The sequence below is a fragment of the Nostoc sp. genome, from assembly GCF_036918245.1.
Taxonomy (GTDB): Bacteria; Cyanobacteriota; Cyanobacteriia; order Cyanobacteriales; family Nostocaceae; genus Nostoc.
This window is the reverse complement of the sequence record NZ_JBALEF010000025.1, coordinates 16,292-41,847: the sequence shown is the minus strand read 5'-3', so window position 1 is coordinate 41,847 and position 25,556 is coordinate 16,292. Positions and strand designations below refer to the sequence as shown.

Here is a 25,556-nt window from a genome sequence, read left to right as displayed (position 1 = left end):
GATTGACTTTTTTGCACAAGCACTGCTGGCTAATTCTAATAATTATCTGTCTCGGCCATCACTGCTTCCTAAATATTAGACCTGAATCCTTACCTCAAATGAGTTAAAACTGAAGTATTGCAATTTTTATAAACCACATTAAACTGTTATGGCTTTTTATGTATTGATTCTAAAAGAAAAGGAGGATGAGATCGGCGTTACTTACCGCTTTGGCCCACATGAAGATCGTCTCGGCTCTTTATGGATAGATAAATTGAGTGGAGAAATTAAGGAACTTCAAGAAACCCCAGAGCAGAACTCGCAGGCATTTTTTCAACGAGCAGCAGTAAAGGTTTGGCAAAATTGGAAAAAAGGAGCTTTTCCAGAAAAAACATCTTGGGCATCCTGAGAATGATTTGGCATTGATAGCCTATCCATAGCGATCGGCTATCAATCCTCTGTTCTTCCTCAGAAATATACCTAGAAGTTATCGAAGTATAAGTCTATTGGTCAAAAAGCTTACTTCAAAGTTCCCAAAACGGGCGCTACCTCAACCTCTGAAATTTGCGGAACCAAGAGTCCTTTAGCATAAATCTGGGGATTGGTTTGCGAGACTATGGCATAAGACTGGCGAAGATTAGCATTGACTGCAACGGTCTTCACATCGTACATCTGCATCGCCATCTTCGGATAGAAACCAATACCAATAATCATCAGCAGAAAACAGGCAGCGATAAATACCTCACGAGGTCTAGCATCCTCGTAGACTGCATCTTCTGGCACTAAGCAGTCTGTACCAAAACAAACTGTTCCCTCATCTTCTTGATTTTCCAAGCCTGCATTATTAATGTCGCAGATGAGTGCTGCACCCTGACCATAAAATACCTCTCTTAGCATAGAAAGTAGATAAATCGGCGTGAGGATAACTCCAACTGCGGCGAGAAAAACTGTTACGGTGCAGAAAGTCGAACTGTAAACGTCACTGCTTGTCATCCCAACAAATACCGAGAGTTCGCCAGCAAAGCCGCTCATACCGGGAAGTGCCAGAGATGCCATTGCTCCGATTGTAAACAGGGCAAAGACTTTGGGCATGGCTTGACCAATACCGCCCATATCTTTCATTACCATTGTGTGGGTGCGATCGTAAGTAACACCTGCTAAGAAGAACAGCACTGATGCAATTAAACCATGCGAGATCATCTGCAACATCGCGCCGTTGATTCCCAAATCAGTGAAGGACGCAATCCCAAGCAGTACAAACCCCATGTGAGAAATCGACGAATAAGCCAAACGCCGCTTCATATTGGTCTGAGCAAAAGAGTTCAATGCACCATAGATAATGTTGACAACACCGAGAATGGCTAGAATCGGCGCAAAATAAATGTGTGCATCGGGAAGCAACTCAAGATTCAGGCGAATCAGTCCGTATCCGCCCATCTTCAGCAATACACCAGCCAAAATCATCGATACAGGAGATGATGCTTCGCCGTGGGCATCAGGCAACCAAGTATGCATGGGGAAAACAGCAAGCTTGACACCAAATGCAATCAACAATCCTGCATAAAGTAGCAGTTGTAGACCAAGGGGATATTCCTTGCTGGCAAGAGCGGTGATGTCAAATGTCATATTACCGCCGCCATATAGCCCCATTGCCAGGGCTGCCACTAAAATAAATATAGAAGCAGCTGCGGTATACAATAAAAATTTCGTAGCTGCATAACGACGCCTTTGCCCACCCCAAATGCAGACTAGTAGGTAGACGGGAATCAGTTCGACTTCCCACATGATGAAAAATAGCAGCAAGTCTTTAGCAACAAACACCCCTACCTGTGCCGAATACAGCACTAGCATCAAAAAATAGAAGAGGCGAGGTCGGTGATCAACTTGCCAAGCGGAAAATATCGAGAGTGTGGTGACAAATCCGGCTAAAAGCACAAGTGGCGCTGAAAGCCCATCGACTGATACCGCCCAGTTAAAACCTAACTGAGGCACCCAGGCATAATTTTCCACCATTTGAAAACTAGCACTGCTGGCATCGTAATGCTTCCAAAAGGCATAGCACATTAATGCAAAATCTGCAATACCTACACTCAGTGCATACCACCGCACGCGCTTACCATCTTTATCAGGCAACACAGGGATGACCAGGGAAGCAACAAGTGGCAGTAAGACAATCGCGGTAAGCCAGGGAAATTGATCCGCTATCATGTATGTATATAAAAATACTTATTTAGTCAATTATGTCATTCTACTAAACTTTGTAACAATTTCTTCATAAATCTTTGTCCCAGTTAACCGCTTTGACCGAAAAACAATTGACTGGAGACTGGGGAAGAAATATTTTTATTTGTTAAGTGTTCTTGTGTACGCAGTCGATGATGGTTACTTACTTGCTCACGGTACTAATCCCGCCCGCAAAGCACGGACAGCAGCTTGTGTCCGATCAGCAACACAGAGTTTATTGAGAATACCTCGAACATGAGTTTTGACAGTACCGACTGTTAAATAGAGCCTTTTCGCAATTTCTGCATTGTCACACCCAGCAACAATCAACTCTAAAACATCCATCTCTCTATGAGTTAAAGGATAGCTGACTATACTTTTCTCAGTATCTGGGTCAATACCTTCAATTAAGACTCTTTTTCCAGATGCGCCTCTGCTGCCATCGGGGAAATCTTGACGTATTTGTTGTAGTACAAGGTCTGCGATCGCTGGATCGATCCATGAGCTACCTGCATAAGTCGTTTGCACAGCTTCTATTAGTTTCTCAGTTTCTATATCCTTCATGCAATAAGAATCTGCACCTGCTGCAAATGCTGCTAAAACTGCTTGTTCGCTATTTTGCATCGTTAAAATTAGCAGCTTTGTTGTATAGTTCTCATTCTCTGCTTGATATTGCCTAAATGTGCGTGTTAGCTCAATACCATCCATGTCAGGCAGACCAATGTCAATAGTAGCAACATCCGGCTTGAGAGTTTTCAGAAGCTTGATGCCGTCGGCTGCATTGGCTGCTTCACCAACAATGTTAAACTCTGGCTGAGTTTGTAAGGCAGACCGCAAGCCGATTCTTGTCAGGTTGTGATCTTCAATTACAAGGATCTTGATTTCACTCATAGTTGCTTAACTTTACTGTTATTTATCTAAAGTACAGATTAAAATAATCTCGTTCTTCTATTCGGGATCTTATACAAAAAGCAATACGTTTGGTATTATTCCCTGAAATTCATCTACCATTAGACATAAATAACCTTATCTCGTAAGCTTTTATAAGGCAAGAGTTCCGATATGACAATATAATTCAATCAAAAAATATTTTTATACATTAACTTGATGAGCGATGTTCTATGGTAAACAATTTTTCATTTGCCATCTCAATATTTATTTGAACCACATCTATCGTAGGGGCACAGCATTGCTGTGCCCCTACTGCGTGGTCTATTTACCTAAAAATAGCTATAGCTATTAATTTATACGCTGATTAATAAAATGGCAGTATAATTGCTTACAAAGTAGGATATTTAATTCAGGAAACTTTAAAGGAAAATGTGAATACTTAATAATCTCAGCGCTGGTGAAGTAAGCTATTACTAGATTTGCTAGGGATAGCCAAGCACTTCTTTTTTATTTAGCCATGTCTTTAACTAAAACTGTCAAAAAAGATAAAATTCTCGTTGTCGATGATGTTTTTGACAATCTACTGGTCTTAGAAGCAGTCCTAGAAGATGAGGACTATGAAATTAGCTTGGTAGAAGATAGTAAGATTGCTCTGGCTATGGTTGAAGAGTCACCGCCAGACATAATTCTCTTAGATGTGATGATGCCGGAGCTAGATGGCTATGAATTTACTCGACGCATCCGACAGAATCAGGCGTTGCCATTTATCCCGATTCTGCTGCTCACGGCTCACTATGAGTCTAGCGTTGTTGAAGGACTCGACGCTGGTGCAGATGACTTCATTCGCAAACCATTCGATCCTGATGAACTACATGCAAGGGTGCGATCGCTCCTGCGCCTCAAGCATAGTATCGACGAACGAGATCAGATGGCGAACCTCCGGGCAGATTTTGTCTCGCGTTTTACTCACGATTTACGCATACCGCTAGTAGCCTCCAACCGTGTATTAAAATTATTGCTAGAAGGCAGGTTTTGCGATGTTTCGCCACATTTGCAAGAGATAATTGATACCATGATCGGCAGCAATCAAGACCTGCTGGAAATGGTAAATACCTTGTTAGAAGTTTATCGTCATGAAGCGGGCTGTAAAACCTTAAAAATTTCTCCCTGCAATATTCAGGAATTAGTTAGTGAAGTTTCCCAAGAATTAACTCCTTTAGCTGAAGAAAAAGGATTAGCTGTAAACATTGATCGAGGTGAAACTGCAAGCACCATTATGGGCGATCGCTTGGAACTGCGGCGAGTTTTGACAAATCTCATCGGCAATGCCATCAAGTTTACAGACAAAGGTTCTGTAGATATTCACTGCTATCTGACTCCGGTAGCTGTGAATATTGATATCCGAGATACAGGACCAGGAATTTCTAAACCAGATCAGGCAATATTATTCGAGCGATTTCGTCAAGGGAAACACCAACGTTCTGGTAGTGGTTTGGGGCTATATTTATCTCGCTGTATTATCAAAGCACATCAAGGCACAATCAATGTGACATCTGAACCAGGCAAGGGTAGTACATTTACTATCCGTCTACCTTTAGCTGACGAAAACTAAAAGTAGGCAGACAAAAAATTATTACCGATCAATTTCTGGAACAATATCAGGACGCTCTTTATCTTCCCAACCTACAGGACGTTTGGAATTGTACCAGGAAGACCACCGTGTTCAGCTAGTTGTTCTTCGTGCATAGCTAAAATAACTTCCTCACTCAACCAAAAAATATCATTCACTTAGCTAACTCACGAAGCGCATTCCTATACTGTTTACTTACTTGCTTATAAGCTTCCATAGCCTTATCAAATTTAGATTTGCGAGATATTTCATGAACATTACGGCGTGCTTGAACATTACGGCGTGCTTGAGCATTACGAGGAGTTGTCACAATTAAAATAAATCTTCTCTTTACAGTGACTAATCTCAAAGTGTTTCCAATTTTACGAAGTTTCAAGGTTTGCATAATAAGGCATACCCTCTGTTAACGTCGTTAATACCATATACATTTCTATTATCCGGGTAATAGAGAAAAAAGTCACTTTCTCACCATAAACTCACTCTGCCACTACCAAAATTCTCTACTGCTACACGACCGCACCACAGCCCCTCACAGGTCAAAGCAGGCTAGAGCTGAAATTCACCCATTCCCAGCACAGCAGATAACTCGGCACTAGGGAGAGTAGCCGAGTGTGACGATTGCTTTAAACCAACCGCAAAAATGAAGAGATATAAAGGACTTTCTCTATTTGGCTTATAGGCAAGTTTGCAGGTACTAGGCAATCGGGCCGCTCAAGTTGTCAAAGCTGAATTGGAAACAGCTTGGAACGGTGATGTTCGGCAATTTAACCTTGCAACTTGGGTTAATTAACCGAACATGATATTACGCCACTTACTCCCCTTTTCCAAAAAAAGAGGCTAGCGCCAAAGAAAAAGACTCACGTAGCTTGCCGCCGTAAGCATCACAGTTGGTTTTATAGCGGGTTCTCCAAAAGAGTACAAGTCACAATAGTTTTATATTTGTTGCCTGACTTTGCCTTTCGTATTAAAATTTTGAAGTAATGCTTCATGGTTAATGCAGTCAAACGTTCAATTCGGATATTAAAGATGCGCCCCTGCATGTCTGATTTTCTATATCACCCTACAGAGTTTATCTTCTTCCATTTCCAACCCCTTTTTGCGGTGGACTATACTTAGGGTATGTGGGGGCGGGCGATCGCACCTAAGCGATCGCGTCACTGGTTAACTATCTACTGGGTGCAAAGAGTTGGCTCGTATGTCATCCTAGATTTATGAGAGTTAATTCAGTGATGTCTTTGGTTTTAGTATTGAAAGGCTTTTTCCTTTTAGTATTTACAGACTTCTGAGAGAAATTAAAATCTCTACACAGTGATGATTTTGGAGAGAATCGATGTCAATTTATGTAGGTAACCTCTCTTATGACGTTACACAAGAAGATTTAAGTGGTATTTTTGCAGAATATGGTACTGTAAAGCGCGTTCAAGTACCTACTGACCGGGAAACAGGTCGTCCACGGGGCTTTGCCTTTGTGGAAATGGGAACTGAAGCTGAAGAAACCGCTGCCATTGAAGCTCTCGACGGTGCTGAGTGGATGGGTCGTGACCTGAAAGTTAATAAGGCTAAACCCAAGGAAGACAGAGGTGATAGAGGTTCCTTTGGTGGTGGTAACAGAGGAGGATATGGCGGCGGCGGCGGTGGACGCGGCGGACGCTACTAAATCTTGGAAACAAAAAACTTACCAAGAGTCTTAAGGTCAGACAAACAAGAGTCTGTCTTTTTTTTGTAATGTTACCGCCTGCATAGCCATTGATGAAGTCAACTTAGTAGGAGAAATAATGACCCAAGTAATTGTAGGTGACAATGAACACATTGAGTCAGCCTTACGACGATTTAAACGAGAAGTTTCCAAGGCGGGAATTTTTCCAGACATGAGAAAGCATCGTCATTTTGAAACACCCTTAGAAAAACGCAAGCGCAAAGAAGTTGCCAAGCACAGACAAAGTAAGAGAAGTTTTCGCAATTAAGAGCTGACATACAGCAGAATTCAGAAGTCAGAATTCAAAATTCAAAATTCAGAATTCAGAAGTGAAACAGGCTTTATATCTTGCTTTGACACAAATCGTTGTGTACTTCACCTTCCTTGAATTCTGTTGTAAATATAAACGAATGCCCTCATAAATTTTATGAGGGTTTTCCTTTTGTCTATTTTAAAATCAGGAAACCTAAAGAAACGCTAAAATCAAGTCAGCCTTTGTATTGTAGCGGTTGTGTCCCACATCACTCAGAGTGCGGTTCACTGCATAAATCCTGATTGTCAACGTCCTTATCCTCAGCCTTGGGGAAACAAATTTTGCAACAGCTGTGGCGCACCGCTAGAGTTGTTAGACCGCTATGTTCCACTTCAGCCCTTGGGATCGGGAGGATTTGCTCAAATCTACACAGTTTGGGATGAAAAAACTCAAACAGAGAAAGTGTTGAAAGTATTGGTAGAAGATTCGCCCAAGGCACTGGAATTATTTACCCAAGAAGCGGCAGTTTTATCTAGCTTGCAGCATCCGGGTGTCCCCACAGTCGATGACGATGGGTATTTTAACGTAAACCTGTTTAATCCCAAACCGCACCAACTGCCTTGTCTGGTAATGGAAAAAATCAATGGGCGGACTTTAGAGGAGATATTAAAAAAGTTTCCCCAAGGCTGTCCAGAGAATTTGGTTTTAAACTGGTTTGCCCAAGCTGTGCAGATTTTACAAGAATTACACAAACGTCAGATTCTTCACCGGGATATCAAACCTTCTAATTTAATGCTGGGCACTTCTTTGCCATCTGTAACCCCGTCTCCAGGGCAAGCAGAGGGCGATCGCCTGGTACTAATTGATTTTGGCGGGGCAAAACAATTTAGTGCCTCTAAGCTGCGTTCTCAGTCTAGTTCCACGCGATTATTTTCTTCTGGCTACAGTCCACCAGAACAAGTGACTGGAGGTATTGTTGGGCCAAGTGCCGATTTTTATGCCCTTGGTCGAACGGTGATTGAACTACTAACAGGCAAATACCCGCTAGAGTTGGAAGATCAGCAAACGGGTAAATTACGCTGGCGAACTATAGTGAATGTCAATCCGCAACTAGCAGATTTGCTAGATGAGATGGTGCAGGAGGATGTGCGATCGCGTCCAGCAAATGCAGCTATAATTCAAAAACGTTTGGCGAAGATTTCTCAACCATTACCGCCACCAGGGTTATTTGCCCAACTGCGAAACAAGATTAAGCAAGCCTCAACGCAAGTTTCCCAGAGATTTACACTGATAACACAAGCTATTGAACAAGTTTTAGCTAACTTTAGCCAAGCTGTCACCAAAACCGTTATTTTTATCGCTCTGACAATCATCAAAATTTTCCGAGCTTGTTTGGCGACGATTTGGGCGATGATCCTGAGTAGTATTGGCGCTTGTTTTGGTGCGATCGCTGGTTTTATTTTGGCCTATCGCACCAGCTTGGGGCGTCAGGTAGTGGAATTTATTGGGAGTCAGCTAAACCAATTAGTGCCAAACACTCAACCCGTCTTCGGTGCAGATATTTTGGTGTTCGTCGCCGCAGGCTGGGGAACCGCATGGGGGCTGACAGTATCTGGGTGTTTTGGTCAACGGCGGCGGTTTTTAGTGGCTTCCCTGATGGGCATGATTAGCTATGGCTTCGGCTGGTTGATTTTGCAATTAATCACCCCAAAAGATAGCGGCGAGGGCTTAGTGGCAGTGATTTTAGTGGCAGTTTGCCTACTCACCTTGAGTTTAGGACTTCGCAGCCATCATGTAGTATACGCGGTGTTCGCGGCCTTTGGCAGTGCGATCGCCTATGCAGTTTTAATTCTTTTGAAGTTAGCACCTCCAATTTTCCAATTTACTAGTCAACCAGCCTGGTCAGAGTTATACTTGCCTCTGACTTTTTTTGGCTCTGTAGGCGTCTTTATCAGCTTCTGGTTAGGAGTGAGTTACTACCTAATTGTCCCTGGACTGCGCCTTTTAGGATGGCGATGAAAAAGGCAGGGGAGCAGGGGAACAGGGGAGCAGGGGAGCAGGGAAGATGAGGGAGCAGGGGAGCAGAGGAGAAGTAGCAGTAAGTCTTTCCCCTTTGCACCTCTGCTTCTTATGCCCAATGCCCAATACTTCGGCTTCGCTCAGTACAAGTGCCCAATGCCCAATGCCCAATACTTCGGCTTCGCTCAGTACAAGTGCCCAATGCCCAATGCCTAAAAACAAGATCCCCCTAGTCGTATTTTTTATCGAGCTAGGGGGATCACATATTTGGTAGTCTATAATTGGTTCGGTATAGTTCCTTACGATTTGATTCTATAGCCTATATTTCCGTTTGAGTAGTCTTACTATTATAATTTATAGTATTTTTACAGCTTCTTAATCAATGCTTCATCCCTGTACTTCCTTAGAGAAGCGGTATATGTAAGGATGGCAGTACGTGATGTTCGTAACTTGTCATTTTTGTAAATATCAGTAAAAAATATGAAACTTAAGATTGTTGCCACCGTCTCCCTGTTAGCTTGTTTAGGGTTTGCAGAGCAGGCTCTTGCATTAAATCAGCTAGACTTGGATCAGTTAAAGGCAACAAGTGCCTGTCCTCGGTGTAATTTGAGTGGCGCTGACCTAACTAGGCTGAATCTAACTGGAGCAAATTTGCGAGGGGCTGACTTGAGCGGCGCTACATTATCTCAAGCTAATCTCACGAATGCCGATCTCACAGGTGCAAATTTAGAAGGTGCGATTCTAAATTCGGCGAATCTCAGTGGTGCTTCTTTAACAGGAGCAAATTTAAAATCAGCATCCCTGGAAAATGCCGATCTGTCTTTTGCCGGCTTCATCAGTACCAATTTAGAAGCAGCAAACTTAAAAGATGCCAAATTGCAATTTACTAATTTTCGGGGGGCTAACTACCGACTAACAACTTTAAATAATGGTGTTGTCACCTCCGACAAACCTTATGGCTGGTCGTTAGAGCGTCAAAATCCCAGAGAATGTAACGAGTACAAACCCGAAAATACTTTAGCCACAACCTGCTACTCAAAATAAACTGGGGCATTGGGCATTGGGCATTGGGCATTGAGAAGAGACAAGATACACAAGGAAGAGGGGGGAGATAAGGGAGAGACTTGTTCAATAATTCCCCCTTGTCTCCCTTGCTCCCTGCTTGTTCTCAACTATCCTTGTATGGCAAAGAGCATTTTGTTTGTTAACATTTCTTTATCATGGGAAAAAAGCCTATAGATTAATTAAATCGATGCTTACCCGTATTAAAGACTTAGCAGCAAAACTAGCGCCCCGCTTAATTGAAATTCGCCGCCATATCCACTCTCACCCAGAACTCAGCGGTCAGGAGTACCAAACAGCAGCCTTCGTAGCTGGTGTTTTGTCTTCTAGTGGGCTGCAAGTGCAAGAGGGAGTTGGTAAAACGGGCGTAATTGGAGAACTTCAAGGCACTGGCCAAAATGACCGTTTATTGGCAATTCGCACTGATATGGATGCCTTGCCAATTCAAGAGGGTACTAATTTAGAATATGCCTCTCGTGCAGATGGTATTATGCACGCTTGCGGTCACGATGTCCACACCACAGTAGGGTTGGGAACGGCAATGGTGCTATCCCAAGTGGCACAGGAATTAGGTGGCAAAGTGCGGTTTTTATTTCAGCCAGCCGAGGAAATTGCTCAAGGGGCAAGCTGGATGGTGAAAGATGGAGCGATGGAAAACGTCTCAGCTTTATTAGGGGTTCATGTTTTCCCTTCTATACCCGCAGGATCTATTGGCGTGCGTTACGGGGCTTTGACAGCCGCTGCTGATGATTTAGAGATTCTGATTATGGGAGAATCTGGGCACGGGGCGCGTCCCCATGAGGCGATTGATGCGATTTGGATTGCTTGCCAAGTGATTACTGCACTGCAACAAGCCATCAGCCGGACGCAGAATCCTTTGCGTCCTCTAGTCTTGAGCATAGGGAAATTTAATGGTGGCAGAGCGCCGAATGTAATTGCCGATAAAGTGCAGTTATTGGGAACTGTGCGATCGCTCCATCCCGAAACCCGTGCCCATCTCCCAAGCTGGATTGAAAACATTGTATCTAATGTTTGCCATACCTATGGAGCAAAGTATCAAGTTAATTATCGCCAGGGTGTACCCAGCGTCCAAAATGATTATACCTTGACGCAATTGTTACAATCAGCCGCCGAAGAAGCTTGGAGTAGCGATCGCGTTCAAGTTTTACCCGAACCCTCCCTTGGATCTGAAGATTTTTCTATTTATTTGGAACACGTCCCTGGTTCCATGTTTCGCTTGGGTGTAGGCTACAAAGAAAGAGTCATTAACCACCCATTACACCATCCCCAATTTGAAGTCGATGAATCTGCCATTATCACCGGCGTTGTAACTATGGCTTATGCCGCTTATAAATACTGTCAGCAAACTTTGTAAATAAAAACTCCCAGCGTTTATCTGCTGGGAGTTTTTGTTTAACTAACTTTTTTTAGCGGATATAGAAAGCCCAAAAGCATCCTACACATTCGATCCGCTAACAATGCCCAATTTCTCTTGAATTCGGGTCTTAGCGGCTTTGAACTCAGTAGCCAGTTGTTCAGTTTGCTCAGTGCTTAAGTTGTTGCGAATGGCAGCAAACATTGTGCTTTCTTCTTGACGAATATGATCGCCAATAGCGGTCATCAACTGTTTGACTTTCTCTTTGAATTGAGGTGAAGATGGGCTAATAGCCTTAATTTCCTCTAACGCCTGCTTCGCATGAGCTTGTTCATCAAACAGTTCTTGGGTGTTATCTTGACCGTAGAAAGGACGTACTCTTGGATAGACTACTTCCTCTTCAGCTTCAGAGTGGGCAGTTAAATCCTTGTAAATTTGACCGAAGTACTCTTGGATCTTTTGTGGATCGTTGCTTTGTAGTAGTTCGGTGAACAGGGTATTTACCTTGTTGTGATCGAGGCGGATGACATCTTGGATATTTAGATCCTTTTTGTCGCTGTTTTGGGTAACAGCACTACCTACTACACCACTGACTGCGGCCATAGCGTCTTGAACACGTGCCCAAATTCCTTGGTCTGCATCTTGTCCAGTGAGTTCGCGGACACCCAGAATCTCCAGAATGCCTTTGAGTTGCTCTTGGTGAGCGCGATTCTCAAAGTTAATCGTATTCAAAGGTGCGATCGCTAGCAACACATCAGCACCAACTTTTTGAGCAGCTTTGTGAACTATTAAGCCACTCATTACTAATTGATGTTTTAGCAATTCATGCTGAGAGACTTTTTCATAGAGGCTCAACTCAGAGCTTTTGAACATTTCGCGAGCTTTTTCAATGAATTGTGTGATATTTTTTTTGGGTTCAGCTTGAATCCCATACTGACCAATTACGGTTTCTAAAATACCAAGATTTTTTTGATCGTCATTGATAAAATTTCGGATGCGATCGGCAATTTCAGCATCAAGCCCTTGTGTCAAAAGCGATTGTTCCTTTTCGAGCGCCAACTGTTGGAGAGCTTTAAGAGTTGCAAGTTTTACAGCAATTGCATTGCGTTTCGTATCATCTAATGTAGCTACCATCCGTGTTCTCCTCGGCAAAGTGTTCGTAATTCTTACTGATATAACCTTGACACAGAGGTTAGAGAGATTCCATCTTTCTTTTGAGCGATCGCTCTCACAACTCTGGGTAGATAAACAAAACTTTTCGTTACAGAAAAATTGGAGCGATCGCATCAATTTTTGATTGCAATCAAATCAAGTAGTTAAGGATAACATTCAAGTTGAATAGATTACCTATTTGAAAGCAACCTATATCTTTGGAATGAAAATTAAATTAAAAAAACTACTTCTTATTCAAGAGGGCAAAATTGTAACCAGTTCCACTAGAACAAGACTCACAACGCTCAATTTTGACAAGCAAAGCTTCTCCTTGACGCTCACCGGAAGGTGAAAACTGAATCATTCCGGTTGCTCCAGATGTTGAAAAATTGGGATTAGACAATACGCTTTGTAATCCTTCGCGGGTACTGTCTTGTTTTAAGCCAGTAATAATTGCTTGCAGCGCATCATAAGCTCCCGCCGTTCTCTGATTTACTTGTGCATTCCAAAGCTGAAAGGCATTTTTCGCAAAGGGGTTATTTTTATTAGCATCACGATGCCAATATACAGGTAAAACCATTCCTTCGAGATCCTTGCCATTTTGTAAAGTTGTAGCACTGTACATAGTTTCAGAAGCAAACAGTGGCTTTCTACCTTTAACCTCTTGTGCTACTTTGGTGGCAAAATATATATTTCTGATTGAAGGCATTAGTAAAAAGCCACTTGCATTTTCTGTTTCTATGGCTTTATCCACAAAAGCTTTAGGATCAAAATTCTTATCTGCTAAATTGCAAGGCGTACTAATAACGTTACTGCCATATTTTTTGATAGCTTGAGTGTACTGTTCTACAAGTATCTGATTTGATGAAGAGGTTGAATTATCTCTTGAACTACGAACATCGCCACAAATAGCAACATTTCTTGCTTGTCGAGCAATGTAGCGAGAATGAGTATCTACTAAATTCTCATATAGCGGATTTACATGAAACAAGTAGTTACTTGTGGAACTATTAGACTGACTATTTACTGTATTATTATCTAATTTTTCTGGATTTTCTGCTTGATTTGGTAGCTCGACAGGCAAGACTAAAACCAAACGTTTATCCTTATATATTTCTGCTTTACGTCTAACACCTACCGCAGCTACAAGGCTTTTATCTTCAACTAATTCATTATCTAGTCGGGCAGAATCTTCTCTATTATCAGCACTTGCAATGACAATTTGCAATTTTTTACCATTAATTCCTCCTTGATTATTAACTTCATTTTGAGCTTGAGCTACACCGCGTAAAATCTCTTCTGCTAAACTAGGATCAAAGTTAATTGGTGCGACGATCGCAACTTTTATAGCTGACGAATTATCTCGTGCTATTTTGGCATTGTTTAAATAAATTAAAGTTTCTGGATCATTGCGATTATTTCTCAGAGAATCAGTAAATTTTTTAACGGCAGTACTGAAATCTTTCTCAGCAAAAGCTTTAACTCCATCTGTTTTTTCCGGGGATGTTTGCACTTTCACTAAAATCCTTGTACCCAAATTCATTAGTGAAGGCTTATTTGTAAATGAAGATGAAGTTTGTGTGGGGTTTGATGATGTTGTTATGATAGTAGTAGAAACTTTGCTAATTAACCATAAAATAGCTGCTACCATTACCCCAGCAAGACCAAGAGAAATAAGCAGTCTCAAGTTTTCTTTTTTATTTGTCATGAATAATTACCAAGATTTTAAAAAAATTATCTGAAAGAGATTTATGACAATTGAGCAAAAACAAAAAACTAAAGATATTTAGAAATCAGTTTGTTGATTATTTCAGACACACCGACAATAATAACTGTCAATAAGCCTGCCAGAATAACTAGCAATCCTACAAGCAACAGTCCATTTAAACCAGCTTTGAGAAGATTATTAGTTAGGAGATTTCTGAGAATAAAGACAACGAGTAAGTTTGCGATGATTGCAATAACAATTAAATAAGCTTTTTCCAGAAGTGGGCGAGATTGAATAAAGACTAATCCTCCTAAAATTAGCAACCACAATCCAGAGCTAATCCAAGTAGTTCCGAGGAAACTTATAAGTGCGATCGCTAAAAAGGAACTACCCGATCCAGCTATTATTGCTCCAGACAATAATCTACTGTTAGAGAATTGTGGTAGATATCGAGTTGATTTATGTTGATTTTGTGGTTGCGATCTTGATGGCAGAGTAGGTGGAATAACTGTAGGAGTTAATGTATACTTTAGCGGTGGCAACTTCTTCAAGTCTTGTAAGACAGCCTGTGCAGATTGATAACGCTGTTCGTGATTTTCTTGTAGAGACTTATCAATAATCATCTCTAATTCCTGACTTATGGGTTGCGTTAAATACTGCCGCCAATTAGAAGCCCAACCATAGCCTTGTTTCATCCACAAACTCGAAGGAGAGATATTAGTCAGCAACTGAAAGCAAGTTATTCCTAAACTGTATATATCACTAGATAGAAAAACTTTACCAGTTTGCATTTGCTCAATTGGTGCATAACCTAATGAACCAATAATTGTTCCTATTGTAGTGTTTGTAGGTTCCGTCCTTTGCTTTGCTACCCCAAAATCAATTAGTACTAATTTCCTATCATTTTGACGGCGAATAATATTTTCTGGTTTAATATCCCGATGAATGACTTGCTGTTTATGTATGTCTACCAGTACAGATAATAAATCACTTAAAAAATCTCGAATCTTGGCTTCATCAAAAATTCCCTGCTGTTTTAATTCTTGCAACAGATTTTGCCCTTCGATAAACTGCTGCACTAAATACAGATATTCAGCTTCCTTAAAATATGCATACAAATTGGGAATTTGGAGATGTTCTCCTAGTTCTTTGAGACGTTTGGCTTCTCGTTCAAACAACTCAGTCGCTTTTTTATGTGCCTGACTACCCTGACTGGCATAAAATTGACTTAGAACCAGCTGCTTAACAACACATCGTTCATTGAGCTTGTCTATATCTTCTGCGATATATGTGCGTGCAAACCCTCCTCTCCCTAATGGCGTGATGATTCGGTAACGATTTCTCAATAGCGATACCAACTCTGTGCCACAACTGAGGCAGAAATTTGCCGCGTCAGGATTTTGGGGATTCTCACAATTAGGATTTAGGCAGCAGACCATATAATTATCGCTGTCATTTTATTTAGTTTTTAGAATATACCTTAAATTCCCTAGAGGCGTTAGATTGTAAAGTCTCTACATAGATAATGACAATCGCTTCTTACTCTCCTAAACAATTGACGTAGCTCTACATTGTGATAATTCCGTGTAAGTTGAATATTTTTGTAGAGATACCCACCCCATTCTAATCAATAAAAACCAGGCTTGGCGATCGCTTCTCTATTGATCCCAAACAAGAAATAACCTGACTTTTAGCAGCCAGCAACTTCATCTCTATTGGACAAAGATTGCACTTTCCACCAAAGCATTTCAATGACTAAATTCCTCTGTGCGAATCAACCGCAATTATCAAAAGTAATACAGTCTTTCAGTTAACACCTGTTTGCCACAGAAGCTTTTTTTTATCCCACCAACGCCGTAATTACTACACATCTCCATTGTGAGGTTTACAAAACTTCCCGCAATTGTGACGATTACGCTAGAATTATTAAAGGTTCTTTACAGAATTTGCCGATCATCCCCAATTCTGTTAAAACAGCCTAGCATTCAAATGTAAATCTTATAAACCCCCTCTAGAGTTCACCAAAAGCTTCTATGACGCTCCCAATTCGCAACGTCGCCATTATCGCCCACGTTGACCACGGCAAAACCACGCTGGTTGACGCACTCCTCAAACAATCCGGCATTTTCCGCGAAGGCGAAGACGTTCCGGATTGCGTTATGGACTCCAACGCCCTAGAACGGGAACGGGGTATTACTATCCTGTCCAAAAATACGGCGGTTCGCTACAAAGAAACACTAATTAATATTGTTGATACTCCTGGACACGCTGACTTTGGTGGCGAAGTTGAACGCGTACTCGGCATGGTTGACGGATGTCTTCTGATTGTCGATGCCAATGAAGGCCCCATGCCCCAAACACGCTTTGTCCTCAAAAAAGCTTTAGAAAAAGGGCTGCGCCCCATCGTTATCATCAACAAAATTGATCGTGGTCAAACTGACCCCCACGTTGCTGTTGATAAAGTATTGGATCTGTTCTTGGAATTAGGGGCAGATGAAGACCAGTGTGATTTTACCTATCTGTTTGCCTCCGGTATGGCAGGTTTCGCCAAAGAAAGCTTGGAAGCAGAATCGGTAGATATGCAACCTCTGTTTAACGCGATTCTGCAACACGTTCCACCACCAGTAGGCGACAGCAATAAGCCTCTGCAATTGCAAGTCACAACCCTAGATTATTCTGAATATCTGGGACGGATTGTCATTGGCAGAATTCACAACGGTACTATCCGCTCAGGACAGCAAGCAGCTTTGGTAACAGAAGATGGTACCATTGTCAAGGGTAAAATTACCAAGTTGATGGGCTTTGATGGACTGAAGCGCGTAGAGATGGAAGAAGCAACCGCAGGTTATATTGTCGCGGTGGCTGGTTTCGCTGATGCTTATATTGGGGAAACGATTACTGACCCCAATGAACCGCAAGCTTTACCACTAATTAAAGTGGATGAACCAACCTTGCAAATGGCCTTCTGGGTGAATGATTCACCCTTTGCTGGTCAAGAAGGCAAGTTGGTAACATCAAGACAAATACGCGATCGCCTATTCCGCGAACTAGAAACCAACGTTGCTTTGCGTGTCGAAGAAACCGATTCTCCCGATAAATTCCTCGTTTCCGGTCGTGGAGAACTCCACCTGGGTATCTTAATTGAAACCATGCGCCGGGAAGGCTTCGAGTTTCAGGTATCTCAGCCACAGGTAATTTACCGCGAAATCAACGGTCAACCTTGCGAACCTTACGAACTCTTGGTGTTAGACATTCCTGCTGATGGTGTGGGTAGCTGTATTGAACGCCTGGGACAACGCAAAGGCGAAATGCAAGATATGCAACCAGGTAGTGGCGATCGCACCCAGCTAGAGTTTGTCATTCCCGCCCGTGGATTGATTGGTTTCCGGGGTGAATTCATGCGGATGACTCGTGGTGAAGGCATCATGAACCACAGCTTCTTAGACTACCGTCAACTCAGTGGCGACATTGAAGCCCGTAACAAAGGCGTTTTAATCTCCTTTGAAGAGGGTGTTTCTACCTTCTACGCCATGAGGAACGCTGAAGATAGAGGAGCATTCTTTATTGTTCCGGGCACAAAGGTTTACAGAGGCATGATCGTGGGAGAACACAATCGTTCCCAAGATTTGGAATTGAATATCTGTAAGACCAAGCAGTTAACCAACCACCGGGCTGCTGGTGGCGATGAATTGGTTCAATTGCAAGCACCGATAGACATGAGCCTAGAACGTGCTTTGGAATATATTGGCCCCGATGAATTGGTGGAAGTTACACCCCAATCGATTCGTCTGCGGAAGATGTCGAAAAAGTTGGCAAAACGGTAATTCATAGCGGTGGCTTTTCTTGCTCACCCACTCATTTAATAACATCATAAAACAAAGCCTGCGTCAGCAGGCTTTTTTCGTTTGGTAATCTTGTAGTAGTTAAATGTAGTACTATACGCTACTATAAATAAATTAATCCATTTAGAGCGAGTCAGTAAATTCGATTCGCAAACATACTAGCTAAAGGTTTTTTATATGAGCAATGCAAATCACAATAATACTTACAATATATATTTAGGGGCTGGTGGTAACTTTAACAAATCTATTTCTATTGAAGGTGATTATTTACAAGTACACGGTAATTATATAAATATAAGTCAGGATTTACCTCAAGCTGCTACACAAATACAAGAGTTATTACGGCAGCTAGCAAATCAGGGCTATAATCACCAAGATGCTCAACAGAAGGTAGCTAAAGATTGGGCAAATGAAGTTAAAAATAACCCCAAAGCTAAAGGTAAACTTGTTAAATTAGGGCAATCTATACGTGATGCTGCAGCAAGTGCTGTCATAGGAGAAGCTACGCTAGATGTAATTAAATTAGTGTTTGCTTCATTAGGCATTCCTCTGCCATTTTAAATTGTCAATTATTCCTATGCCATAAAGCACAGATTTGAAATATGAAATATTCCAATAAAGCAAATATTCAGAGAGTTCTATCTTCTGATCAATCGGCTTTCGTTGGTAGAAAAGGTAATATACGGTTTGTTTAGCATAGCTTTAGTTAGAGCTGTATATTTAACCATTCTTAATTTATCAAAAAAAGCCATTGATTATATATTAGCAAATTATCAGATGATTTTTGCTATTTTTTTTGGACTACTAGCCGTACTAATATTTGGATTAGGTTTCTATTTATATATTTCAAGAGCTAGATATAAACAAAATAGTTTAGATGAAAGCTCAATAGATGATGATATAAATGAACCTCGCAATATTTATACAGAAGGTAATTACAACGAAAACATTAATATTAATGGCGATCAAATTGAGATATATGGAGATGTTATTAACATAAATCAAGATTTTTCAGAAATTGCTAAAGAAATCCGTGAGTTAATAACTGAACTAAAAAATCAGGGTTATAGTGAAGAAGACGCAAAAACAGAAATTGCAACTGAATTAGCAGAAGAAGCCCGTAAAAAGCCCAAGGTTAGAAAAAAGCTTTTTATGTGGAAAAAATCTTTTAGTACTAACACTAAAAAAACTAATGATGAAACTGAAGTAGCAAGAGAAGTTGTTACTAGTGCTACAGCTTATAGTCATACTTCTTCTAAGGATTTTACTGAAGTAGTATCGGGGTATTATCAAAAACTAGATGAATTACTTCAAGCTAGGAAATGGAAAGAGGCTGATTTAGAAACAGCTAAGATAATCTATGTGATATCTCATAAAGAGTTACCAGAAACTTCACTATACAGAACTTACCTTACAGATTATTTTTGCTCAGAACATATAAAAGTTCTTCCAAGAAAAGATTTAAATAATATAAATAAACTCTGGTTAAAGTATAGCAATGGGCGGTTTGGATTTAGCGTTCAAAAACGCATTTGGAAACGCCTTGGAGGCGGTTCTGATACCACTTATAATAGTGAGGAAATACAAGAAAAATTTGGTGATGAAGTTGGCTGGCGGAAAGAAGGAGATTGGGTATACTACTCTGATATTCACTACTCTCGGACAGCACCATCTGGACATCTTCCAATATGTTTAATGCTAAACTCAGAGAAATCAGAGCGATGTGATATTGATTTTGAAATATTAGAAGTCATTGTTGGGCGTATATAATTTTTTTCAGTTGATTCTGTACGAAAACCTTTCTTTAAAAATCTTCCTTTTTTTAATTAGTTATAAAAGCAACTTTCAATAATCAAAAAATCTGCATCTGGGGTAAACAGTACTCGCTGTGTTTCCGGAATAAACGCTAATTGGACTTGATCGTTTTGAGTACGTAACATCAATTCTATAACGGCGTAAGCCAAGCGTGATCGCTAACCAGTAGGCATTCTTACAGAAAGCGATCGCCCTTGCCGTGCATTTAGTCAAATCCTTGAGTAAAAATGAAGAGGACTGAAAAAGGATTATTCCCATGACTATTCGTGAAACTGCGATCGCAAAACCATAGCAGAGATTTACAGTGCGATCGCTCCTTTGCATATTTTCACACAAAGCGATCGCAGGTTAAAAATTTTCAATATATTTTCTTAGAAACACTAATTGATTTGCCATATCCTCGGCTTCTACACTTTCTATTAACTTCAACAAGCCTCGCAACTGTTCTCCGATTGAATAACTTTGCTTGGCAGCAAGTACAATACCTGAATGCTTTTGTTGCTGTTCGAGATAAGCTTTATGCAATCGACAAAAATTACCAACATTGAAACTATAAATAACGCGCCTCTGTTCCGTTGCCCAGATTAATTGGCTATCATCAGATGATGCTAATCTATCTGCCTCAGCCGTTGTCATTACATCAATCCCAGCATTGCGTAAGCCATTAGCTAGAGATTTCTTGCCAGCATCTTCATCTAAATAGAAGCAGATTTGACTCACGCACAATTACCTGACATCCACTGCGTTTCCAGAGCGTTACATTCTGCTTGATATAAAGCAATTTCTCTATCCATTGCTTCCTGATTAGCATAGTAATAGGCAAGCGCCGCATAAACTTGTGCTAGGGATAAATGTGGATATTCTGTGACAATATCTTGAGGAGATAAGCCTGCTTGAGAATCCATCACAAGGTTTTGAACAGTCATGCGCGTACCAGCAATGCAAGAGCGACCTCCAGCAACTTGAGGTGTCCTCACAATTAGGGTTCCAATATCAACTATTGCTACCATGTTTTTTCCACTCTAAAAGAATGATTTTGCTTTAGCACTTCAACTAACTCATCCTCTTCTGCTGTACAGCGAGCAATCTCGTCTCGGTGATCAAAGTAATAAGCCATTGCTGCGTAAACAGATGCCAGTGACAGGTCATACTTACTAGCAATCTCTACCAAGGAATATCCTAACTTTAAATGCATCACTGCCACATCTTCTACAGCAATGCGAGTACCGACAATGCGGGGCTTCCCACTCTGCACATTAGAAGAGATTTCAATATGCTCCCGACTGACTAACTGCATCAATGAATCTTCCACCTCCGTTTTATAATTTCATAATACATAGCAGTCCTGGCTCTTACAAAATTAGATCAACAAACGCCTGTTGGGATTGTTGGGCGTTTCGCAAGCAACGGACGTTATTTGATTATCACTGTTTATGAAGTCACTGAAGCTCAAGGCTAACCGTATATATGGATATAGATGCGAGTATTGCGAAGGAACTGTTCAACCTTGAATTGTCAAGCGCGAGGCATTTAAACATAGAGATGGATTTGTCATCCTCGAAGATGTGACGATAGGTGTTTGTGATACCTGTGGCAATCGGTACTATTCTGCCGATATTCTTCATGCGGTTCATGCTGTTGCAACTGGAGCGAAACTCCCTGAAAGAACCGAACAAATTCCGGTCACTTATCTAGAATCAGCATAATCAACGCCGCGTAACGTTAGATAGTTAAGTTATTGGTAGAGGCAGATCGCTAGCCAGTAGGCATTCTTACAGAAAGCGATCGCCAATTAGCAGCATAGATTTACAGTGCAATTCCTCCTTGGCATATTTTCACATAAAGCGATATCTACGACGGGCTACGCCTACGCAATGCAGCAAATCATCAAGGAGCGATTGAAAACAAATCAATTATTTTTAAAGCCTATGCATAGTCATGCTGGCAAAGAGTATGTCACAATTCAGGCAGGGATTGCTAGAGGTGAACGCGATGCCCCCACTACTCGACCGAACTACCGACCAACGCATTGTCCATTATGGGACGTGGGAACAGTTCAAGTTCATCCAAAAGGGTTTTGACGGTTCTCCAGGTGTGCGACTGTTTTACTATGACGATACAATCGAGATTCTCATGCCGGGACGCGAACATGAAATTTTTGCAAGTATCATCGGTTATTTAGTGACAACCTTTCTCGTCGAAAAAGGCATTTTCTTTCAGCCAACCCGATCAATAACCCAGGAAAAAGAAGGGGTTGTCTCGGTTCAAGCAGACGATTCTTACTGTATTGGCAGCGCTAAACCGATTCCAGATTTGTCCATCGAAGTCGTTTTTACCAGTGGTGGTATCAGCAAGTTAGAGCGCTATAAAGCTCTGGGAGTACTGGAAGTCTGGTTTTGGGAAGATGGGCTGTTAACGCTCTATCATCTGCATGACGGCAGCTATGAATGCGTCGATCGCAGCCAACTGCCCGGACTCAATGACCTGAATTTGGATTTACTAAGACGCTACATTTTGATGGCTGAGACTGATGCTGGAGAAGCTATTAGAGCATTTCGTCGAGAAATTTAATGCGTAGGCGAGCTTTTCGTAGACATCGCTAGTCAGCAGGGATTCTTACAGAAAGCGATCGCCCTTGCCGTGCATTTAGTCAAATCCTTGAGTAAAAATGAAGAGGACTGAAAAAGGATTATTCCCATGACTATTCGTGAAACTGCGATCGCAAAATTGCAGCAACTTTCCGAACCACTCCTACAAGAAGTGACTGATTTCATTGATTTTGTTATCCACAAACATCAAGTTAAAATTGCTGACAGTCAGCCTGATGAATCACCCGTGGAAAAATGGTCACAATGGTTTGAGGCTGTGGATTCCTTGTTTCTTTAATAAACTTTAACTGAACGAAAAAGCAGGGTGCGTTTTTTAACTTAAAATGGTGAATAATCTGAATAGAGGTTTTCTATGAGCATCAGTCTCACACCCGATCAAGAACGCTTTATTCAAACCAAGCTCCAGTCTGGGAAATATCGCTCCGCAGAAGAAGCCCTTGAAATCGCCTTACGGTTGCTTGATGAATATGATCGCGCCGATGCTAAATGGCTCGAAGATGTGCGAGAAAAAATTGATGCGGCGATTTTAGCTTCAGACCAAACGCCTCCTATTGATGGAGAGACATTCGTAAACCAAGTTCTAGAGCGGTTTCGACAAGGACATCAGGCGCAAGCATGAGTCGCTACGTCATCAACATTCTTGCCAGCCGAGATATCAATGAAATTGCCGACTACTTTGCTCAAACTAGCGTTGAAGCAGGAGAGCGATTTTTCAGTGAATTCAACCGCAAGTGCCAACAACTTGTTGCCTTTCCAAACAGTGGTAAAAGTTACGCAAAAATTCGTCCAGACCTCCGAGGTGTATCCTTGCAAGGCTATATCGTTTTCTACAAAGTGCTAGATGATGGTATCGAAATTCTACGGGTTATAAGTGGTCGTCGTAACTTTCCATCTCTTTTTGAGGAATCCAACTAAAAGCTTTTTTGGTGAACCCTGAGACACTGTGAATTTTGGGTGGTGTTGGGTTAAAAAAGAAACATGAAAATTATCAAACCCATCACTAATTGGTTAGAAACCCGCGCCAGTGCCCCTGCTTATGGCGGTTGGGTACTAGCAGCAACGGCAATTTGTTTTTTTGGCGCAGGTATCAATACGATGGCTGGTTGGCTTTACGCCATTAGCGGCATTAGTTTTGCCCTTTTGGGTGTAGCAGCCATCTTACCGCCGCGATCCCTCACAGGTCTATCCATCACCCGCCGTCCCATCCAACCTGTGTCAGCGGGTGACGATCTAACGGTGGAATTAGAAATCTGCAATCAGACACAGCAGCCTGTAAGCCTATTGCAAGTTGAGGATATACTGCCCTTCGTCTTAGGAAAACCAGTACAAAAGGCAATCGAAACAATTCCTAGCCAAGGTAGTTACCGTTGGGTATATTATCACCCTACTCAGCGCCGGGGTGTTTATCGCTGGCACACAGTCGAACTGGGTTCTGGTGCGCCATTGGGGTTATTCTGGTGTCGCCGTCAGCGTGACTGTGCTGCCACAGCGATCGTCTATCCCACAGTGTTGCCCTTGGCTACCTGCCCCCTAGTAGACGAAATGGGACAAGAAGAGAGTAAAAGGGGCGATCCTCGTGGTAGACCCTTGCAGACAGCGACAACGGGGCTGGTGCGATCGCTCCGTCCCTACCGTCTAGGAGATCCGACTCGTCTGATTCACTGGCGGACTAGTGCCCGCTATGGCGAATTAAGGGTGCGGGAGTTAGAAATGGTAACAGGTGGACAAGAAATAGTTATTGCCCTTGACAGTGCTAGCAATTGGGAAGAAGAAAACTTTGAACAAGCAGTAATTGCCGCAGCTTCGTTGTACTTTTATGCACAGCAACAACAATTACAGGTGCAACTGTGGACAGCATCAACAAATTTAATTAAAGGCGATCGTTTTGTTCTAGAAACCTTAGCAGCAACCACAGCCCTAGAAGATGCCAGTTCAGTAGTTCCTAAAAGCTATCCTTTGATTTGGCTGACTCAAAACCCTCTGAGCCTTGCTACTCTTTCTCAAGGCAGTCGCTGGGTTTTGTGGCCAAATATTTCCTCAGCAGCAGAACCAGAGGTAATCAATTGGGAACACCCTGGTATAGTTTTGCAAAGCGATGCCTACGACGGGCTAGGCCTACACCCACTGCAACCCCAACTACAAAAAACATTACATTCATAAATCAATTCAAATTTTATAATTTCAAAGACTGCTGACAAGTTAAGTTTCTGCGATTTCTGGGATTTTCTCTGATCCCAGTACATCGGACACATCAGCCTTTGAGCAAAGGTAAGATAATTTGAGCAGGTAAGGTTGGGGAAATACACCCAGTAATCCCTTAGTGAGGCTGAGGTACAATGCAAAGAAATATTTAAATTATGAGCGACATGATCACATCAGAACATAACACAAAATCCAGCGATAAAAGCCTAGAGGCAATGCGGCATTTTTCCGAACAATACGCCAAGCGTACTGGAACATACTTCTGTTCTGAACCTTCTGTTACCGCAGTTGTGATTGAAGGACTAGCCAAACATAAAGACGATCTAGGTGCGCCTTTATGTCCTTGTCGCCATTACGAAGATAAAGAAGCTGAGATTCACGCTACATATTGGAACTGTCCTTGTGTGCCAATGAGAGAACGCCAGGAGTGTCATTGTATGTTATTCCTCACCCCTGACAACGAGTTTGCTGGAGAAAAACAAGAAATCTCTCTGGAAACAATCAAAGAAGTTCGAGACAGTATGGGATGAGCGAAATCATCCCCCAAGAGTTTTGGCAAGGCGTAGAACAGTTCAATTCTGGACAGTTCTACGCTTGTCATGACACTTTAGAGGCTTTGTGGATTGAAGCTGGCGAACCGGAAAAAACTTTTTATCAGGGAATTCTCCAAATTGCTGTGGCACTGTATCATTTGGAAAATCGGAACTGGCGAGGTGCTGTAATTCTATTGGGAGAAGGCAGCAATCGCCTACGCCGTTACCCATCTAGTTACAGCGGCGTTGACGTAGATGAGCTATTGAGTCAGAGCGCAGTGTTGTTGATGAATTTACAACAAATAGGGCAAGACTTGATTGCTGCTGGTGAATTGGGTGAAAATCAAGCCTTATCTTTGCCTAGAATTGTGCTAACAACTGATTAGACATCTGGTGAAATTATTGCGTTGTCCGAAATCCCTGGTAGGCACAATTCATGTAGCCAAAATTTTCCCGTAGCACTACGTGGAAGCAAGCTACGCGTGGCGTCTCCGTTAAAAGAAGAGTATTGTGCCTACGTCATTTTCACTTCTTATGTCAATTACCTGAAACCTTGAGGTTGGGGGT

27 protein-coding genes and 1 pseudogene are annotated in these 25,556 nt (G+C 41.8%); 18 read left to right on the top strand and 10 right to left on the bottom strand.

Annotated elements, in window-relative coordinates; all coding sequences use genetic code 11:
• Positions 1-148: 148 nt before the first annotated feature.
• Positions 149-388 carry a hypothetical protein gene (locus tag V7L12_RS05775; RefSeq protein WP_335082891.1) on the top strand — a complete coding sequence of 80 codons (240 nt, stop codon included), beginning with the start codon at positions 149-151 and terminating at the stop codon, positions 386-388.
• Positions 389-498: 110 nt separating this feature from the next.
• Here V7L12_RS05775 and V7L12_RS05770 read toward each other — a convergent pair whose 3' ends face one another.
• Together V7L12_RS05770 and V7L12_RS05765 are read right to left on the bottom strand one after the other, a co-directional pair.
• Positions 499-2,187, bottom strand: coding sequence for an NAD(P)H-quinone oxidoreductase subunit 4 (locus V7L12_RS05770; RefSeq protein ID WP_335082889.1), 1,689 nt, complete (start codon positions 2,185-2,187; stop codon positions 499-501).
• A 186-nt stretch (positions 2,188-2,373) separates the two neighbouring features.
• On the bottom strand, positions 2,374-3,093 hold the full coding sequence (locus tag V7L12_RS05765) for a response regulator transcription factor (protein WP_335082887.1): 720 nt from the start codon (positions 3,091-3,093) through the stop codon (positions 2,374-2,376).
• 517 nt (positions 3,094-3,610) lie between these two features.
• On the opposite strand from V7L12_RS05765, the gene V7L12_RS05760 reads away from it, so the two are divergent.
• A complete protein-coding gene (locus V7L12_RS05760; RefSeq protein WP_335082885.1) occupies positions 3,611-4,705 on the top strand; it encodes a hybrid sensor histidine kinase/response regulator in 1,095 nt (364 codons plus the stop codon).
• Positions 4,706-4,726: 21 nt separating this feature from the next.
• On the opposite strand, the pseudogene V7L12_RS33120 reads toward V7L12_RS05760, so the two are convergent.
• Positions 4,727-4,771, bottom strand: a pseudogene (locus V7L12_RS33120) (hypothetical protein); the annotation flags it as partial.
• Positions 4,772-4,877: 106 nt separating this feature from the next.
• Positions 4,878-5,108, bottom strand: coding sequence for an AbrB/MazE/SpoVT family DNA-binding domain-containing protein (locus V7L12_RS05755; RefSeq protein ID WP_335082883.1), 231 nt, complete (start codon positions 5,106-5,108; stop codon positions 4,878-4,880).
• A gap of 945 nt (positions 5,109-6,053) precedes the next feature.
• Between V7L12_RS05755 and V7L12_RS05750 the strand changes: the two genes are divergently transcribed.
• The 5 genes from V7L12_RS05750 (at position 6,054) to V7L12_RS05730 (ending at position 11,128) form a co-directional block, all read left to right on the top strand.
• The gene (locus V7L12_RS05750) at positions 6,054-6,380 is read left to right on the top strand and encodes an RNA recognition motif domain-containing protein (protein WP_190732485.1); all 327 of its coding nucleotides are present in this window, start codon (positions 6,054-6,056) and stop codon (positions 6,378-6,380) included.
• 118 nt (positions 6,381-6,498) lie between these two features.
• The gene (rpsU, locus tag V7L12_RS05745; protein WP_012407716.1) at positions 6,499-6,687 is read left to right on the top strand and encodes a 30S ribosomal protein S21; all 189 of its coding nucleotides are present in this window, start codon (positions 6,499-6,501) and stop codon (positions 6,685-6,687) included.
• Between the two features lie 243 nt (positions 6,688-6,930).
• Complete coding sequence (locus tag V7L12_RS05740) at positions 6,931-8,691, top strand: serine/threonine protein kinase (RefSeq protein ID WP_335082881.1); 1,761 nt, start codon at positions 6,931-6,933, stop codon at positions 8,689-8,691.
• 480 nt (positions 8,692-9,171) lie between these two features.
• Positions 9,172-9,735, top strand: coding sequence for a pentapeptide repeat-containing protein (locus V7L12_RS05735; RefSeq protein WP_104909691.1), 564 nt, complete (start codon positions 9,172-9,174; stop codon positions 9,733-9,735).
• Positions 9,736-9,943: 208 nt separating this feature from the next.
• Positions 9,944-11,128, top strand: a complete 1,185-nt coding sequence (locus tag V7L12_RS05730; RefSeq protein WP_335082896.1) for a M20 family metallopeptidase — start codon at positions 9,944-9,946, stop codon at positions 11,126-11,128.
• An 81-nt stretch (positions 11,129-11,209) separates the two neighbouring features.
• Here V7L12_RS05730 and V7L12_RS05725 read toward each other — a convergent pair whose 3' ends face one another.
• The 3 genes from V7L12_RS05725 to V7L12_RS05715 all read right to left on the bottom strand — a co-directional run bounded on the left by V7L12_RS05725 (position 11,210) and on the right by V7L12_RS05715 (position 15,427).
• Entirely contained in the window at positions 11,210-12,262 is a 1,053-nt protein-coding gene (locus V7L12_RS05725; protein ID WP_335082879.1) for a hemerythrin domain-containing protein, read from the bottom strand.
• A 262-nt stretch (positions 12,263-12,524) separates the two neighbouring features.
• Positions 12,525-13,988 carry an ABC transporter substrate-binding protein gene (locus tag V7L12_RS05720; protein ID WP_335082877.1) on the bottom strand — a complete coding sequence of 488 codons (1,464 nt, stop codon included), beginning with the start codon at positions 13,986-13,988 and terminating at the stop codon, positions 12,525-12,527.
• A gap of 68 nt (positions 13,989-14,056) precedes the next feature.
• Entirely contained in the window at positions 14,057-15,427 is a 1,371-nt protein-coding gene (locus tag V7L12_RS05715; RefSeq protein ID WP_335082875.1) for a serine/threonine-protein kinase, read from the bottom strand.
• A 594-nt stretch (positions 15,428-16,021) separates the two neighbouring features.
• Here V7L12_RS05715 and typA point away from each other — a divergent pair.
• The 3 genes from typA to V7L12_RS05700 all read left to right on the top strand — a co-directional run bounded on the left by typA (position 16,022) and on the right by V7L12_RS05700 (position 19,600).
• Positions 16,022-17,812, top strand: coding sequence for a translational GTPase TypA (gene typA, locus V7L12_RS05710; protein ID WP_335082873.1), 1,791 nt, complete (start codon positions 16,022-16,024; stop codon positions 17,810-17,812).
• A gap of 195 nt (positions 17,813-18,007) precedes the next feature.
• Complete coding sequence (locus V7L12_RS05705; protein WP_335082870.1) at positions 18,008-18,391, top strand: hypothetical protein; 384 nt, start codon at positions 18,008-18,010, stop codon at positions 18,389-18,391.
• Positions 18,392-18,493: 102 nt separating this feature from the next.
• A complete protein-coding gene (locus tag V7L12_RS05700) occupies positions 18,494-19,600 on the top strand; it encodes a GUN4 domain-containing protein (protein WP_335082868.1) in 1,107 nt (368 codons plus the stop codon).
• A 393-nt stretch (positions 19,601-19,993) separates the two neighbouring features.
• Here V7L12_RS05700 and V7L12_RS05695 read toward each other — a convergent pair whose 3' ends face one another.
• From V7L12_RS05695 to V7L12_RS05685, 3 genes are read right to left on the bottom strand one after another with little or no spacing between them, the layout of a single operon-like run.
• Complete coding sequence (locus V7L12_RS05695) at positions 19,994-20,365, bottom strand: DUF5615 family PIN-like protein (protein WP_335082866.1); 372 nt, start codon at positions 20,363-20,365, stop codon at positions 19,994-19,996.
• Entirely contained in the window at positions 20,362-20,655 is a 294-nt protein-coding gene (locus V7L12_RS05690; RefSeq protein ID WP_335082864.1) for a DUF433 domain-containing protein, read from the bottom strand. The genes V7L12_RS05695 and V7L12_RS05690 overlap by 4 nt, the downstream gene beginning before the upstream one ends.
• On the bottom strand, positions 20,649-20,942 hold the full coding sequence (locus tag V7L12_RS05685; protein WP_335082862.1) for a DUF433 domain-containing protein: 294 nt from the start codon (positions 20,940-20,942) through the stop codon (positions 20,649-20,651). The genes V7L12_RS05690 and V7L12_RS05685 overlap by 7 nt, the downstream gene beginning before the upstream one ends.
• Positions 20,943-21,156: 214 nt before the next feature.
• Between V7L12_RS05685 and V7L12_RS33115 the strand changes: the two genes are divergently transcribed.
• The 8 genes from V7L12_RS33115 (at position 21,157) to V7L12_RS05650 (ending at position 25,375) form a co-directional block, all read left to right on the top strand.
• Positions 21,157-21,351 (top strand): YgiT-type zinc finger protein, encoded by a 195-nt coding sequence (locus tag V7L12_RS33115; protein ID WP_442947870.1) that lies wholly within the window; start codon positions 21,157-21,159, stop codon positions 21,349-21,351.
• A 247-nt stretch (positions 21,352-21,598) separates the two neighbouring features.
• Entirely contained in the window at positions 21,599-22,216 is a 618-nt protein-coding gene (locus tag V7L12_RS05680) for a Uma2 family endonuclease (protein ID WP_335082860.1), read from the top strand.
• A gap of 126 nt (positions 22,217-22,342) precedes the next feature.
• Entirely contained in the window at positions 22,343-22,531 is a 189-nt protein-coding gene (locus tag V7L12_RS05675) for a DUF2281 domain-containing protein (protein ID WP_335082858.1), read from the top strand.
• Between the two features lie 75 nt (positions 22,532-22,606).
• Positions 22,607-22,873, top strand: coding sequence for a ribbon-helix-helix domain-containing protein (locus V7L12_RS05670; protein ID WP_335082856.1), 267 nt, complete (start codon positions 22,607-22,609; stop codon positions 22,871-22,873).
• Positions 22,870-23,169 (top strand): type II toxin-antitoxin system RelE/ParE family toxin, encoded by a 300-nt coding sequence (locus V7L12_RS05665; protein ID WP_335082854.1) that lies wholly within the window; start codon positions 22,870-22,872, stop codon positions 23,167-23,169. The genes V7L12_RS05670 and V7L12_RS05665 overlap by 4 nt, the downstream gene beginning before the upstream one ends.
• A 63-nt stretch (positions 23,170-23,232) precedes the next feature.
• Complete coding sequence (locus V7L12_RS05660; RefSeq protein ID WP_335082852.1) at positions 23,233-24,414, top strand: DUF58 domain-containing protein; 1,182 nt, start codon at positions 23,233-23,235, stop codon at positions 24,412-24,414.
• Positions 24,415-24,620: 206 nt separating this feature from the next.
• A complete protein-coding gene (locus V7L12_RS05655) occupies positions 24,621-24,986 on the top strand; it encodes a ferredoxin thioredoxin reductase catalytic beta subunit (protein ID WP_335082893.1) in 366 nt (121 codons plus the stop codon).
• Positions 24,983-25,375 carry a DUF309 domain-containing protein gene (locus tag V7L12_RS05650; RefSeq protein ID WP_335082850.1) on the top strand — a complete coding sequence of 131 codons (393 nt, stop codon included), beginning with the start codon at positions 24,983-24,985 and terminating at the stop codon, positions 25,373-25,375. The genes V7L12_RS05655 and V7L12_RS05650 overlap by 4 nt, the downstream gene beginning before the upstream one ends.
• The last annotated feature ends 181 nt before the right edge of the window (positions 25,376-25,556 follow it).

What these genes read in the sequence shown, in the direction of transcription:
- V7L12_RS05775 (WP_335082891.1), top strand. Translation starts at nt 149, where the DNA reads ATGGCTTTTTATGTATTGATTCTAAAAGAAAAGGAGGATGAGATCGGC.
- V7L12_RS05770 (WP_335082889.1), bottom strand. Translation starts at nt 2,187, where the DNA reads ATGATAGCGGATCAATTTCCCTGGCTTACCGCGATTGTCTTACTGCCA.
- V7L12_RS05765 (WP_335082887.1), bottom strand. Translation starts at nt 3,093, where the DNA reads ATGAGTGAAATCAAGATCCTTGTAATTGAAGATCACAACCTGACAAGA.
- V7L12_RS05760 (WP_335082885.1), top strand. Translation starts at nt 3,611, where the DNA reads ATGTCTTTAACTAAAACTGTCAAAAAAGATAAAATTCTCGTTGTCGAT.
- V7L12_RS05755 (WP_335082883.1), bottom strand. Translation starts at nt 5,108, where the DNA reads ATGCAAACCTTGAAACTTCGTAAAATTGGAAACACTTTGAGATTAGTC.
- V7L12_RS05750 (WP_190732485.1), top strand. Translation starts at nt 6,054, where the DNA reads ATGTCAATTTATGTAGGTAACCTCTCTTATGACGTTACACAAGAAGAT.
- rpsU (WP_012407716.1), top strand. Translation starts at nt 6,499, where the DNA reads ATGACCCAAGTAATTGTAGGTGACAATGAACACATTGAGTCAGCCTTA.
- V7L12_RS05735 (WP_104909691.1), top strand. Translation starts at nt 9,172, where the DNA reads ATGAAACTTAAGATTGTTGCCACCGTCTCCCTGTTAGCTTGTTTAGGG.
- V7L12_RS05730 (WP_335082896.1), top strand. Translation starts at nt 9,944, where the DNA reads ATGCTTACCCGTATTAAAGACTTAGCAGCAAAACTAGCGCCCCGCTTA.
- V7L12_RS05725 (WP_335082879.1), bottom strand. Translation starts at nt 12,262, where the DNA reads ATGGTAGCTACATTAGATGATACGAAACGCAATGCAATTGCTGTAAAA.
- V7L12_RS05720 (WP_335082877.1), bottom strand. Translation starts at nt 13,988, where the DNA reads ATGACAAATAAAAAAGAAAACTTGAGACTGCTTATTTCTCTTGGTCTT.
- V7L12_RS05715 (WP_335082875.1), bottom strand. Translation starts at nt 15,427, where the DNA reads ATGGTCTGCTGCCTAAATCCTAATTGTGAGAATCCCCAAAATCCTGAC.
- typA (WP_335082873.1), top strand. Translation starts at nt 16,022, where the DNA reads ATGACGCTCCCAATTCGCAACGTCGCCATTATCGCCCACGTTGACCAC.
- V7L12_RS05705 (WP_335082870.1), top strand. Translation starts at nt 18,008, where the DNA reads ATGAGCAATGCAAATCACAATAATACTTACAATATATATTTAGGGGCT.
- V7L12_RS05690 (WP_335082864.1), bottom strand. Translation starts at nt 20,655, where the DNA reads ATGGTAGCAATAGTTGATATTGGAACCCTAATTGTGAGGACACCTCAA.
- V7L12_RS05685 (WP_335082862.1), bottom strand. Translation starts at nt 20,942, where the DNA reads ATGCAGTTAGTCAGTCGGGAGCATATTGAAATCTCTTCTAATGTGCAG.
- V7L12_RS05680 (WP_335082860.1), top strand. Translation starts at nt 21,599, where the DNA reads ATGTCACAATTCAGGCAGGGATTGCTAGAGGTGAACGCGATGCCCCCA.
- V7L12_RS05675 (WP_335082858.1), top strand. Translation starts at nt 22,343, where the DNA reads ATGACTATTCGTGAAACTGCGATCGCAAAATTGCAGCAACTTTCCGAA.
- V7L12_RS05670 (WP_335082856.1), top strand. Translation starts at nt 22,607, where the DNA reads ATGAGCATCAGTCTCACACCCGATCAAGAACGCTTTATTCAAACCAAG.
- V7L12_RS05665 (WP_335082854.1), top strand. Translation starts at nt 22,870, where the DNA reads ATGAGTCGCTACGTCATCAACATTCTTGCCAGCCGAGATATCAATGAA.
- V7L12_RS05660 (WP_335082852.1), top strand. Translation starts at nt 23,233, where the DNA reads ATGAAAATTATCAAACCCATCACTAATTGGTTAGAAACCCGCGCCAGT.
- V7L12_RS05655 (WP_335082893.1), top strand. Translation starts at nt 24,621, where the DNA reads ATGATCACATCAGAACATAACACAAAATCCAGCGATAAAAGCCTAGAG.
- V7L12_RS05650 (WP_335082850.1), top strand. Translation starts at nt 24,983, where the DNA reads ATGAGCGAAATCATCCCCCAAGAGTTTTGGCAAGGCGTAGAACAGTTC.